Origin of the sequence: Sutcliffiella horikoshii, from assembly GCF_044809035.1 — a bacterium.
In the GTDB taxonomy this organism is placed as follows: Bacteria; Bacillota; Bacilli; order Bacillales; family Bacillaceae_I; genus Sutcliffiella_A; species Sutcliffiella_A horikoshii_G.
Map to the genome: position 1 here is coordinate 3,964,539 of NZ_CP085237.1, position 12,353 is coordinate 3,976,891.

Consider the following 12,353-nt stretch of genomic DNA (forward strand, 5'->3'; position numbering starts at 1 on the left):
TTAAGAAAGAGCCGTATTTTATTATCTTTCATTTCACTAATCTCAAGTTCTGATGCTGGTCTTCTGAGTTCACTTCCATAGTTAGCTCCAATCTTCTTCATATCTACTAACTTCTCCTTCCAACTTTGTATTTTCAGTCTTCCTCTCTCCCTCTGAGGTGTTTAATTCTTTATTTTTTCTTCCCCAAAAATTAAACCAAAAAGGCTTGAGGATCCCTTTAACCTCAAACCTTTTTGGTTTACCAATAAACGTGTCTCCGTGTCTCTTCAACCCATTCTTTATTAAGAGAAGCGATAACTAAATTTGCTTAATTCTAATATCACATTTGTCTTCTATTGCGATATCCAATACCTCATTCATTACTTCAAAGAAGGTTTTTCCTTTAGTTGTGGCAAAATAATTAGCTAAATTTGTTACATTGGGGCTTACTCTATCTCCCCCCGGAGGAGTTTTAGATAAATCCTCAATGTCCCATATAACTTTTTCTGTTGGGAGAGCAGATAATTCCCTTTCTATTTCTAAAAGATTTCTTTTAGCAATAGTCACTTCTTCCCACTCTAATTTATCATGATATAACTTTTTCATTAACTCCGGATATTTGGTTCCCCAACCTTCTTTTTCTAAATGATAGGAAACAGTTGAAAAAAAGGAATGGACAAAATCAACAGGCCCTAATTCATAGTGAAAGCAATCTACTAATAAACCTACAGACATATGAAGCACCTCTAACTATAAGTTTATAATTCTAGCTTTACTAACTAATCCTTTAATAAATTTTCATCTAGAAACATTTCTATCTCATCTAGATTGACATTTTTTTCTCTTTGTGAGGAGTGAATTTCATTATAAATTCCTCAAAGTTATTTGCAATGAGAAAAACATTTCTTTTCCGTTTTCTCCGGTTGTTTCGTCTTCATGATACCAATAATAGATTTTTTCTCGATATTCTTCTTCGAGGCCTAAACATATCAGATCTCCGCCATCTGCAAATTTTCGGATCATATCCTAGATCAAGTTACCTTTTATTAGAAGCATTATTTAGAAATGCATTCAACCTATTCCCCAAGTTTAATTTAACGTTCTTCATATTACTTTCTTCATTTTGTACTCTACTAATGCTAAATATGAAATCCTTAAAAGAGTTTGAAACCAAAAATATATTTTCCCCTTCCATATCATGAAACCAAACATATATTTTATCATCCTCACCCATGCATATTAAATCCCCACCTGGCAAATCAGCAATTGGTATCAAAGTATCTGGCAAAATTTCTTTGTAAATACGAATCTTATCTTCCAAATTATTTTCATCATTATTTAAACCATATAAAGAGTCAATTTCAAATTGAGAAATATTTTGTATTTGTTTTATTTTTAAAGAAGGAGTTAGTCGGTAATCTTCTTTTATATAGTCATTGCCGTAATATTTTAAATAATATTTATAGTCATTAGGAAGTTGGATATTATGTTTTTCTTCGATTTTTTCTATATCCTCATCGTTCCAAATTGTATTAACTTCTCTTAAATCAAAGTCAATTATTTGTTCTAACTTCGCTTTTAATTTATCCATCTAATAGCCTCCTCTTAAATATTTTATTCGGCAAGTAAGAGGGATCGGAAGCTATCCTATTGTAATCACTTAAAGATGTATAAAGGAAACAGAGAATAATCCCCTGCTTCCTTGTGATAATTTGATGAATGAATAGGTAATGTAATCAATATATTCTTTTTGACCTCTAGAAATTTATTTAACGACTTTAAGATTACTTAGTAACTCAACTAAGGTATCAGCTAGTACCTCTTGCTCTTGTCTCTCAAAATCCTCTATAGTTATTTGCCCTGTAACATTATCAAACATAACTGCCATGTCTTCTGGTGAAACAAATCCTATTTGTATATATCTAAGTTCTCTTCCATTGCTCTCTTCATATTTCTTCATCACTTTAAAGAATTCATATATAGACTTACCGGGTTCAACGGGTTCAAGGCTAATCAACTTTGCGTCGTAGAAGCCTTGTAGATTTAAAAACCAATATGAATTGAAATATCCTTTTAATGTTTGATGAATATTCATGTCTAGTTTTTTTTCAATTTCCTCAAAATCCTCTAGATCATACTTTTCAATTGGTTTCCAACCAACATACTCTTCCTCGTCCGGTTCACTAACGTATAATAGTGGATTTATGTCTTCATCTAAAGGTACTTGGGGATAGGTATTATACTCACTTTTCCACATAAGTACGAGTTCATTGAAATAGTTTTCTAATGCTTTCTTAACTTCCATGTTCTACCTCCTAAATGTTACTCTATAAATACCTGTAATCTTTCAGCTCTACTTTGGTCTTTCCCCCATACTCCTATTTGTTTCTCGATATTATGAATTCCCCCACTTCCAGGGTGTAAAGGTTGTGGAATAGCCATTGCTTGTCCACCTCCACCGATATGGTGGTGAACTAATGGTTTTCCTTTTAATCCAACAATATCATATTGTGAAAAGTGTTTTCTAAAAACTGCATCATTTACAATCGCCCAACCATTATTAAGATTTTTAATGTTTGCGTTACTAAAATATTCAGGGTGTAATTTATATAATTCCTTAAAATAATAATTGTTATCTCTTAACCAACCTTCAGAATTTGTTTTTTGTTTCCCTTTTCCAACGTAAGGCATATCCACTACAAGTTTTTCATCGGCTGCTATACGAGTAACAAACGTGCCTTTCCTAGTTATTATTTCATATTCTTTATTTAGCACAGTGTCGTCTATATCACGATACACTCTCACAGGATGGCTTGTATTTCCTTTACCTTCTCCCCCGACAACCTTACTTAGAGTGGTCTTATTTAAATCATTAATCTTTTCGTATAATCCAACACTGTTCATCGCATTCGACGGCACACCAGCAAAGGCCATTCCCGACTGGTTGTTCGGGATCATGCCACCCATCAACTCACGCACCCGCTCCAAACCCGCTGCGGATGAACCCTTCACCGAACTCAGCACTTTTTCCTGCTGGTCCTTCAGCTTGATATTAAGGTCTGTTTCCACCCGGGTACCAAGCTTCCCAGCCATTCCACCAACTTTGGAGAGTCCTTTGTCTCCTACGACGGAAGTTCCGATGATGGCGGTCGCGTAGCCTAGCCATTCGCCTCGGCTGGTCGCATCGCCGTTGATAACAGATTCGTTGAAGGAGGTGTAGAGTTCATGGCCGATTTCTAGCAGTATTGCTGGGTCAGAGACTACTGTGTCTAAAAATTCTATGGTTTCTTTTAGCACTTGGTCTGGTTCTGTTGCTAGACGTTTAATGCCATCCCAGGTGTCGGAAGCGGCGCTGATAATTCCAGCTCCAAAGCCATCGGTGAAGTCCCAGAATGCTTCTCCGGCGGTTTTCTGCTTCGGCTCCGGCCTCGCGCAACTCGGGTTCACCCATTGATCAAACGACGCCGCATGCCCTATCGGGTAAAACACACCAAGTTCTGGAAAATACTCACTGTTCCACCGCTGCATGACGGTCTGGTTATACAGCTTTGTCTGCAGGTGGCCGTAAGCCTCGAGATCCTGAAGCATTACGGGGGAGAAGCTGGCCAACTTCATCTTACCAGAAACGAATTGTTGGCTCATTTCCTCTATGTAACTCTGTATGAGAGATAAGTCCTCCATTAACGCCGTGAACGACTGGGTTTGTTGATGGTCGAACTTGCGCAGTTTGTCCACGGTCTGATTTGCTGATTGCTTGGCTTGTTGGATGCCTTCGTGGAACTGGTGATCCTGCAGCCTTGGGAGGTGCACGATGTCACTGACACGGCTGAGCTGGTAGTTGGTCTCTCCAGTCAACTCGGTCACCATTCGGTTAATCTGATTCAAGCCATCCTCCAGCTCACTTGTCAGGAAACCTTCGTCGATAAATCCGCGCGAATTACCCTCGAGTCCATCCAATTCATACTGCAGTTGTTGAAGCTTAGATTGAAAGTTTGCTAAGAACGTTTGGAAAAATTGCAGGAATGGGAGGTGTGCATATTCATAGAAACGCCTGATCGCACTGGCCCCTTTGCCGCGGAAGGAATCTTTTGAAGAAACAAAAGACCGAATTCCGTTCTCTACATGATTTAGTTGATTCTCGAGTTCCGACAGTTGCCGGCTCATTCCCTTGATTCCATCGTGCAGGGAGGATACATCTAAAACTTTCATGGTTCGCCTCCTTTCGTTATGATTTTACAGAAACTGTATATGCATAAGTATGACGGTTCGACATATGAGGGGGAATTCCTGCTTGGGGGTGGAAAATGGGAGGAATGGACTAGTCGCAGGAGTTATAAATGACGATGTGGTTAGTTTTCTCTTAATAGTTTCTGTATTTTTTTGTAAAATGTATTCCATTTAATTTTCATTAATGTATAATTCTACCTGTACATAAGAAGGGGGAGGTTTACAAATGAAAAGGTCCATTACGTTATTGCTAACTATTATTCTTGTTATCTTGTTGTCAGCCTGCGGTTCAAATAATACTTCCGGAAATGAAAACATCACTAATAATGAAGCGACTGAGACGGAAAATCAAGAGGAAACAGAAAAACAAGAAAACGAGGCTCCTGAAGAAGAAGAAGCGACTGCTGAAGGTGAATGGGAAACTCAAGTTGGAGAGACTATTGAAAATGAGGGCGGATCTCATACATTAGTAAAAAGATTTGACCAAGTAGAATCAAAGGAAACAGGACCAATTATTCTAAACATTCCCCAAATCAACACCATCTCTTCCCAACTTAAAGGGGATATGGCAGAGTTTTTGGAGACAGATGCAATAGAATACATCCAAATAGATATGGAAGTGGAAAACACTTCAGACGAAACGATTTCCTTTTATGCTGGTCAACCCACTATTACCACCAATACTGGAGAACAACTTGATGCAGAGATGTGGTTGTCAGATCATATTGATGGAGATTATATCGGTGCGGTGAAAAAGTCCGGTTCTCTATTCTTTATTCTTAACAACTCTAATGCTGAAGATATTGATTGGGTCAGAATAATTATCGAAGCTCCACATGATGAGAATTGGGATAGTGTAGGAGAAAAAATAGACTTTCAGGTTGATTTTAACTAATCCAACATAATAATCAGGTGGTCGGCTAGTAATTAAAACTAGCCGACTTTTTTATTGAATCATAATAATCATTTCACTTTGACCTACCAACGTTCTAAGTAGAAATCGTTCAGAGTGCCTGTCCCCTTGATTTATTTTTCCTTATGTCTCTTTCCACTTTTAAAAACGAAAAACAACAAAGAGAGAAAGAATAAGATATTTGATAAGTTGACTAGTAGTTTGATTTCTTCGTTTAAGTCTTTTAACCCGAAGAGGATGTCAATCGCTGAGGTAACGCCTGTAATAACCAGCACAACAAAAAAAAATAAATACATATTTTACTCCTTTGCTATTTCATGATTAGCATCTATAGAAAGGATCTTTTTACTTATCTCTTTGGCTTCTTCATCACTAACCACGCAATCAGGTACTGTGTTTAGAAACAACAGGTTTTCCAAATACTTCACTTCTCTACAGTTGGATAATTCTACAGCTTTTCTTGCATGATACAACGCTGAAGTATAAGCACCTTCCACATGGCAAAGTGGCTGTGATAATAAGATATATGCCAAATCGTGTAAACGTTCATGGTTTTCTTGAGATAAAAGATAAATCACAAACGTGTAATTTGAGAGATTTTCATTATTAAAGGATATTTCAAGAAGATTTTCATAAGCAACACTAAAATCTGTACTATTAAATAGTTCTTCGGCTTCTAAATACTTTCCCGATAAAATATAACTTTCTAGTTGATCTTTCATTATTTATTCACCCACCCGTTACTTATTCTTACCTGGCCGTTTACTCTTGTAAAAGTAACAGTAACAGTTTGTCCGTTCATAGACAATGTTTTCTTACGTGCACTCCCATAGACAGATTCTTTTCCATATCGCATTACATGAGACATCACCTTGGACACATCAGTCCAGTTATTATTTGTTACTTTGTTCCAATCATGCTTGTTAGCCAAAATATGAGCTCTTTTATTTGCGTCTATATTCTTTACAGATGACAAAACGGTGTTAAAACTCTTACTGGATACAGCATTTTGCACAGCTTTTTTACCGTATTTCTTCATTGCATATTGAATACCGTGTCTCGCTATAGCAGCAACAATTACTAATGGAAGAGCAGATGCCTCAAGTTCAGTAGTGTTCATGTCGTATATTTCACCGTTTTCCTGATTAACAAAGGTGGCTATAAATATATCGTCCTCAGATTCATGAACAACAACGTCATAAATTGTACTAACAACCGTATTATCCTCATGTAATACTTCACTATTAACTGTAAATAATTCTGTATCGACATCCATAACTACGTCAACTGAAACATCTTCTTCCAAAGCTAGCTCAATTACAACCATTTCACTGCTGGATTTAATATCAGTTTGGATTGCATTTGAAATCTCTTTACCTAGCTGACTCTCTAAATGTTTTTCAAAATCTTGCGTTGACTTCGGTGTGTAGATTATGACTTTCAGTCGAAGCTTTTACCAAATTATAGTTTGGGAGTAACGGGAAAATAATAAAGAAAATTAACAGTCTAGCTATATGTTTTTTCATTATGAGCACCTCAATTATTTAGTTTTAAAATACCATACCCATACTCTTTAGAGGGAAGATGTTCCTCATCAAGTACATGAGCATTCTCTAATAGTAGATTTTTCAATTCAATATGGTTTAATTTTTTGTGAGAATGTTGTAAAAGTGTAGCAATAAAACCTGTTGCATAGGCAGTGGCAAAAGATGTCCCATTAAATAGAGAATACCCTCCCTCATGGTCCGTAGATAATATCTCTTTACCGGGAGCAGCAAAGTCAATTTTTCCTCTGGCTGATGTTTTAACTCTGAGTAATTCCTGATCCACTGCTGTAATTGAAAAAACATTCTCATACTTTGCTGGGAAGTCAGCGTTTAACCCATATGTATTACCAGCTGAAGCTACAATGATAATACCGAAATCTAAAGCATCTTTAATTGCCTTTTTTATTATTAAGCTCTCTGCTTGATAACCAAAGCTAATATTTATTACATCTATTCCTTGAGAGACACACCATTCTATTGCGGAAACAAGATTTTTCGGTTCTCCTCTACCTTGCTTATCTAAAACTTTCACATCATAAAGTTCAACACTTCTCGCAACACCAACAACTCCAATGTTATTGTTATTGGCAGCGATGATACCCGCAATTGCAGTTCCATGTCCTAAGTCATCTACAACTGGTTCGCCTGGATCGATAGCATTAAATTCTGCAACAACTTTTCCTTTTAAATCTTCGTGTTCCTGATAAATACCACTGTCTAAAACTGCAACTTTTATCGTTCTCATAGGAGAATCACTAGTTGAAAAATCAATACCCATTGCTTCCAATCCCCACGGTGAAACCTGAACTTCCCTTTTTAAGTTTTTTGTAGGTTTTGCAACAGGGGTTTCATCAAAATTAAAATAGTCCCAACATAAAAGACCAACACCTAACATGACTAATATTGATAGTAAGACTGTTCTTACAATAATCACCTCCTAATTTAACCATCTAATTTATTCCTCCTTAACAACCCCTGAACATACCAATTATATAAACTGAACATAACAACATCCTTAACTAAACCATAAATAATCCTTAAAACTGATAGATGACTGTTACTGCGTATCAGGCCGGGATGCGTATGATATTTTAGAAGAGAAGGTCATATGGAATTCTTAAATTAATGGAAGAAGCCACTGGCTTTTCCTAAATGAGGTGATCTTTGTCAGGTATGCTTCAAAGGGTAAGTTATGGCAACGCGGCGTACCTGTCCACCAAACAACTAGGTCTTGTAACTACAAAAAAAATAGGCCAACCCTAATGAGGTGGCCTGTTGTGCATACGATTAAATCTTCAAAATTCAGGTTTTATCGGTGAATAATTAACGTATTCATTAATGGGTAACATATTTCTCAATTAAAAGTATCTGTCAGCATATCCTCTGCCTTGTCCATTTCACCAAGCATTGGGTTCATATAATCATTATGCGATTCCAAATAAGCCCTTACTGAACCACTGATCCTGAACATATCTTTTCTCAGGTCTTCCATATTACAACTCTCCAACATATCATTAGCATGTTGATAACGAGAAATAATCAATTCAAGCATTGGTGTAGGTTGGGATAAATACTTCTCCTTTAAAAGAGCAAGTACCTTTTTTATCTGTATAAGTAGTCTATCGTGCTTTTCATTTTTTGACATGCCCGTCTCTCACTCCTTATCTACTTGGGATTTCCCTAATTTCTTTTACCCATTCATTGGGCCAATTCTGTGGTAGCAAAATTTGATCCCCTCCTCCTTTAAAAATCGTGTCTGTCTGAGTCATTTGTTGCTCTACTTTACCAATATTTAATTCTGTTCCTTTAGGTATTTCAATAACCGCCTCATACTGTCTACTATTCTTCCACTCTGGCAATAAAGCAGAATCTATTTTACTATTTATTCTGTTTGAGGCTGGTACCGTAGTAGCAAAAGCCCCTTCTATACCTGCCTTACCACCGAATGTACGGTATACCATAATGCTTTCATTAGTGATAACAGTTCTATAATGACCATCTGTAATGTTTTTTTAAGCCATGATGGTAATACCACTTGTTCCTTAACAGTTACTTTGTTATCAATTGCTGTTGCATATTTGGCATTAATCTCCGGTACACCTTTACCCGTACCATTAACTCCCCTACCGAACCCAACCGCCTCAATCCTCATAAGAACTAGGGTTTGCAATTGCTTCACTTTCGCTATTATATTCGTACTATTAAGCACATTGAATGGAACATTATCAACCATTACTAGTGCTGGTTCCATGCCTCGTCTTGGAACTAGGTTATCCATGAGCTCTCGGACTCGGTCCATGCTTGGTTTTGTTGGTTCTTTGGCTATTGGTTTGGGAGTTTCTTGCTTGTCCTTAAGTTTTATTTCCAAGTCCATTTGGGTTTTGCGGCCTGTTTGAACAGCCTTACCAGCTCCCTTGACGATTCCCGTTCCTCCGGCAAAAATACTCCCTACGGTAGGGACGGCATATCCAAACCATTCGCCGCGGCTTTGCGCATCCCCATTGAGGACCATGGTACTAAAAGAATCAGCCAGTCCGTATACAATTTCCCACAGGATTTCTGGGTTTTTAGCCGCCTCGTATGCAAATTCCAAGGTTTCCAGAGCCACTAGATGTGGCTCTGACACAAGTCTTACTATCCCATCTTTAGTTTCCTTCAAAAATTTCTTAGCACCATCGGCAAAACCTGAACGAAAGTCCAAAACAGCATCATCTAGTGATCTTATCTTCGGCTCCGGCCTCGCACAACTCGGGTTCACCCACTGATTAAACGCTAACGGGTTCCCGACCGTGTAAAACACACCAAGCTCCGGGTAGTGTTCACTATTCCAACGTTGCATAACCGTTTGATTATATAGCTTTGTCTGCAGCTTTCCGTAAGTCTCGAGATCCTGAAGCATTACCGGTGAGAAACTGGCCAACTTTATCTTACCAGAAACAAATTGCTGGCTCATTTCCTCTATGTAACTCTGTATGAGGGATAAGTCCTCCATTAATGCCGTGAACGACTGGGTTTGGTGGTGGTCGAACTGGCGCAGCTTGTCCACGGTTTGGTTTGCTGATTGTTTGGCTTGTTGGATGCCTTCGTGGAACTGGTGATCCTGCAACCTTGGGAGGTGTACGATATCACTGACACGGCTAAGCTGGTAGTTGGTCTCTCCAGTCAACTCGGTCACCATTCGGTTAATCTGATTCAAGCCATCCTCCAGTTCACCTGTCAGGAAACCCTCGTCGATAAACCCGCGCGAATTCCCCTCGAGCCCGTCCAATTCATACTGCAGTTGTTGAAGCTTAGATTGAAAGTTTGCCAGGAACGTTTGGAAAAATTGCAAAAACGGGAGGTGCGCATATTCATAGAACCGCTTGATCGCACTGGCTCCTTTGCCGCGGAAGGAATCCTTTGAGGAAACAAAGGTGCGAATTCCGCTCTCTACATGGTTTAGTTGATTTTCAAGATCCGACAGTTGCCGGCTCATTCCCTTGATTCCATCGTGCAGGGAGGATAAGTCTATAACTTTCATGGTTCGCCTCCTCTCTTCACGTTTTTACAGAAACTGTATATGCATAAGTATGACGGTTCGACATTGGTTGGGATATTCCTGCTTTGGGGTGGAAAATGGGAGGTTTGGACTAGGTAGATTGAAATAAGAGGCGGAAAGTTGCTCGCCTCTCTGTTTTCTATTTTCTCTTTCCACTCTTGAAAACAAAAAACAACAAAGATAGAAAGAATAAGATATTTGATAAGTTGACTAGTAGTTTGATTTCTTCGTTTAAGTCTTTTATCCCTATGAAGATGTCAATCGCTGAGGTAACGCCTGTAATAACCAGCACAACTAAAAAAAATAAATACATATTTTACTTCCTTTCGATTTTAAAGTAGGAAAAATACTATTGCTCTTGATGCAACATCTGCAAGATAACTGGGTACTCCTACCTTTTTCAAGGCATTAGATAATCCTGCTTCGGCGGTCCCAGTGAAGTCTACTAAAATATCTAAGGCCTCCATTAAGACTTGATAACTTAAATAGAATTTTAAACTCTTTTTTGCATTAGCAGTTAAAGGAAGTTTATCAACATATTCTTTAATTTGTTCATTCCAAGCACGAGATCCAACATTTTTCAGCTTTTTCATCATTTGTTTAGCTGCCGTTTTTGCAGCCATACCTTTTAATCCGTATGTAGTAATTTCACCAGCTTGTGGTGGTGGATTTATACCTAAATTACTGCTAACTGTACCAAATAAAGCATAGTAATCTACCTTACTTAATTCTAGAGCAACCTCCGGATCAAGCTCTACGTTCGAAAGTCCTGAATTAGCATCTATTGCAAATTCAGTCTCTTTATCTGCTAATTGTGCCGAAAAAGCCGGTGTTGCAATGGTTAACAACATCAAAACAGACACCGATATCAAACCAACCTTTTTACCTTTACTCATCATTAATCATCCTGTCTATAATCTAAAGATAGCAAGCAATCATAGCTGCTTCATTAACTATATAGAATGAACATTAAAATAAGCTTAACTCAACCATAAATAATTCTTAAAAAATAAAAATTGAACAAACTTCCTAGGTTGCTTTCTAACAAAAAAATCCACCAAGCAGCGGAATTTACCTATTCAGTGGATTATTTTATTCTTTACCATTAAGTTTATTAGTTTATCTTTATTTGAATCTATCAATCAAACTTAACATTAACCGTATAATTAATATTCTTAAAGAACTCTTCCAACACAATTTCTGCATTTTCCTCTGCTGATTCTAGTAAACCAACAGCGATGGCTTCTTTTCTCGTTTGTTCTTGAGCCTTACCGGCTAGGTCGAATCCCTCTTCCCAATCCACATTATCATTAAAGAGCCCACCGTCAACAAAGGTTACTATTTTATCCATTTGTAGAGCTGGATCCTGTATAAGCTTTGCATGAGGAAGGGTGATATCAATTTCTTTGGTCTCTTCGTTAATAACCATGTCCTTTGAAGTAATCCCCTTTAAATCAACACCAGCAATAACCGTCGATGGTACGACTACTAGTATTTCTCGCTTTGTGCCTAATAGATTCATAGAGATATCTTTCCCAAAAATCTTATTATCCTCTTCTTGTATAACAACTTTCATATGCGCTTTAACTGTTGCTAGTGTAGCTAGCTCCTGAACACTTTCAACATAAGTTACAGACTCTGCTTTGAAGGTATCGCCGGTAAAAATCCAAACTCCTCCTGAGATAAAAACTAAAAGTATAAAAATGCTTAAAGTAATCTTTAACATACTTGCTTTTAATAAGTTCTTAAATACCCCTCTTGATAGAGGCAAGTGACTTGCACTACGAGTCAGCGCAGTTGTTGCAGCACTTTGTTGTTGTGCTACCTGCAATTCTTTTAATAGTCTTTCTAGATGTGCAATCTTTTCATCTTTTTCTTCCATACTCTCTCTATTAATCATCGTTCCTTCTCCTTTAATTGTCCTTGTTTACATTCAAATCACTAATCCTATTATCTTAGGAAAATTTATATAAATAAAGGAATATTTTAAAATAATATCATAAAAAAGGAAATTTATATTTACTAGGAATCAAAGAAAGTGGATAGAATTTCAGGGGATCTGTCCTCACAACTCTGCAAGATTCTGATAGAACGGGGGAATTTAATAAAAATATAAACCAGGTCCTTCGCCTTTCAGGGTGCTGGACCT

At 37.5% G+C, this 12,353-nt stretch carries 14 protein-coding genes; 1 reads left to right on the top strand and 13 read right to left on the bottom strand.

From position 1 onward, the window contains the following. Positions 1–297: 297 nt before the first annotated feature. The 4 genes from LG307_RS20340 to LG307_RS20355 form a co-directional block, all read right to left on the bottom strand. Positions 298–714, bottom strand: a complete 417-nt coding sequence (locus LG307_RS20340; RefSeq protein WP_404445883.1) for an immunity 70 family protein — start codon at positions 712–714, stop codon at positions 298–300. A 301-nt stretch (positions 715–1,015) separates the two neighbouring features. Next, positions 1,016–1,570 (bottom strand): SMI1/KNR4 family protein, encoded by a 555-nt coding sequence (locus LG307_RS20345; protein ID WP_404445886.1) that lies wholly within the window; start codon positions 1,568–1,570, stop codon positions 1,016–1,018. 174 nt (positions 1,571–1,744) lie between these two features. Then, positions 1,745–2,284 carry a SecY-interacting protein Syd gene (locus tag LG307_RS20350; protein ID WP_404445889.1) on the bottom strand — a complete coding sequence of 180 codons (540 nt, stop codon included), beginning with the start codon at positions 2,282–2,284 and terminating at the stop codon, positions 1,745–1,747. A 17-nt stretch (positions 2,285–2,301) separates the two neighbouring features. Next, positions 2,302–4,188: a T7SS effector LXG polymorphic toxin gene (locus tag LG307_RS20355; RefSeq protein ID WP_404445891.1), complete on the bottom strand. Its 1,887-nt coding sequence runs from the start codon at positions 4,186–4,188 to the stop codon at positions 2,302–2,304. Between the two features lie 244 nt (positions 4,189–4,432). Here LG307_RS20355 and LG307_RS20360 point away from each other — a divergent pair, with 244 nt between their 5' ends. Next, the gene (locus tag LG307_RS20360; protein WP_404445893.1) at positions 4,433–5,101 is read left to right on the top strand and encodes a hypothetical protein; all 669 of its coding nucleotides are present in this window, start codon (positions 4,433–4,435) and stop codon (positions 5,099–5,101) included. Positions 5,102–5,232: 131 nt separating this feature from the next. On the opposite strand, the gene LG307_RS20365 is transcribed toward LG307_RS20360, so the two are convergent. From LG307_RS20365 to LG307_RS20405, 9 genes are all read right to left on the bottom strand, one after another. Further along, positions 5,233–5,415 carry a hypothetical protein gene (locus LG307_RS20365; RefSeq protein ID WP_404445895.1) on the bottom strand — a complete coding sequence of 61 codons (183 nt, stop codon included), beginning with the start codon at positions 5,413–5,415 and terminating at the stop codon, positions 5,233–5,235. A gap of 3 nt (positions 5,416–5,418) precedes the next feature. After that, positions 5,419–5,841, bottom strand: a complete 423-nt coding sequence (locus LG307_RS20370) for a hypothetical protein (protein WP_404445897.1) — start codon at positions 5,839–5,841, stop codon at positions 5,419–5,421. After that, the gene (locus LG307_RS20375) at positions 5,841–6,563 is read right to left on the bottom strand and encodes an SAR2788 family putative toxin (protein WP_404450515.1); all 723 of its coding nucleotides are present in this window, start codon (positions 6,561–6,563) and stop codon (positions 5,841–5,843) included. The genes LG307_RS20370 and LG307_RS20375 overlap by 1 nt, the downstream gene beginning before the upstream one ends. 92 nt (positions 6,564–6,655) lie before the next feature. Then, positions 6,656–7,600, bottom strand: a complete 945-nt coding sequence (locus LG307_RS20380) for a S8 family peptidase (protein WP_404445900.1) — start codon at positions 7,598–7,600, stop codon at positions 6,656–6,658. Positions 7,601–8,020: 420 nt separating this feature from the next. Continuing rightward, positions 8,021–8,311, bottom strand: a complete 291-nt coding sequence (locus LG307_RS20385; RefSeq protein ID WP_404445903.1) for a hypothetical protein — start codon at positions 8,309–8,311, stop codon at positions 8,021–8,023. A 16-nt stretch (positions 8,312–8,327) separates the two neighbouring features. After that, positions 8,328–8,627, bottom strand: coding sequence for a hypothetical protein (locus LG307_RS20390; protein WP_404445904.1), 300 nt, complete (start codon positions 8,625–8,627; stop codon positions 8,328–8,330). Further along, positions 8,591–10,186, bottom strand: coding sequence for a ribonuclease YeeF family protein (locus tag LG307_RS20395; protein WP_404445906.1), 1,596 nt, complete (start codon positions 10,184–10,186; stop codon positions 8,591–8,593). Before LG307_RS20395 ends, LG307_RS20390 begins: the two co-directional genes overlap by 37 nt. 350 nt (positions 10,187–10,536) lie before the next feature. After that, a complete protein-coding gene (locus tag LG307_RS20400) occupies positions 10,537–11,103 on the bottom strand; it encodes a hypothetical protein (protein ID WP_404445909.1) in 567 nt (188 codons plus the stop codon). Positions 11,104–11,342: 239 nt separating this feature from the next. Then, positions 11,343–12,104 (bottom strand): DUF4230 domain-containing protein, encoded by a 762-nt coding sequence (locus LG307_RS20405; protein WP_404445912.1) that lies wholly within the window; start codon positions 12,102–12,104, stop codon positions 11,343–11,345. Positions 12,105–12,353: the final 249 nt, after the last annotated feature.

Coding starts and splice junctions, on each gene's coding strand:
- LG307_RS20360 (WP_404445893.1), top strand. CDS start 4,433: ATGAAAAGGTCCATTACGTTATTGCTAACTATTATTCTTGTTATCTTG.
- LG307_RS20340 (WP_404445883.1), bottom strand. CDS start 714: ATGTCTGTAGGTTTATTAGTAGATTGCTTTCACTATGAATTAGGGCCT.
- LG307_RS20370 (WP_404445897.1), bottom strand. CDS start 5,841: ATGAAAGATCAACTAGAAAGTTATATTTTATCGGGAAAGTATTTAGAA.
- LG307_RS20395 (WP_404445906.1), bottom strand. CDS start 10,186: ATGAAAGTTATAGACTTATCCTCCCTGCACGATGGAATCAAGGGAATG.
- LG307_RS20390 (WP_404445904.1), bottom strand. CDS start 8,627: ATGGTATACCGTACATTCGGTGGTAAGGCAGGTATAGAAGGGGCTTTT.
- LG307_RS20405 (WP_404445912.1), bottom strand. CDS start 12,104: ATGATTAATAGAGAGAGTATGGAAGAAAAAGATGAAAAGATTGCACAT.
- LG307_RS20350 (WP_404445889.1), bottom strand. CDS start 2,284: ATGGAAGTTAAGAAAGCATTAGAAAACTATTTCAATGAACTCGTACTT.
- LG307_RS20345 (WP_404445886.1), bottom strand. CDS start 1,570: ATGGATAAATTAAAAGCGAAGTTAGAACAAATAATTGACTTTGATTTA.
- LG307_RS20355 (WP_404445891.1), bottom strand. CDS start 4,188: ATGAAAGTTTTAGATGTATCCTCCCTGCACGATGGAATCAAGGGAATG.
- LG307_RS20365 (WP_404445895.1), bottom strand. CDS start 5,415: ATGTATTTATTTTTTTTTGTTGTGCTGGTTATTACAGGCGTTACCTCA.
- LG307_RS20385 (WP_404445903.1), bottom strand. CDS start 8,311: ATGTCAAAAAATGAAAAGCACGATAGACTACTTATACAGATAAAAAAG.
- LG307_RS20400 (WP_404445909.1), bottom strand. CDS start 11,103: ATGATGAGTAAAGGTAAAAAGGTTGGTTTGATATCGGTGTCTGTTTTG.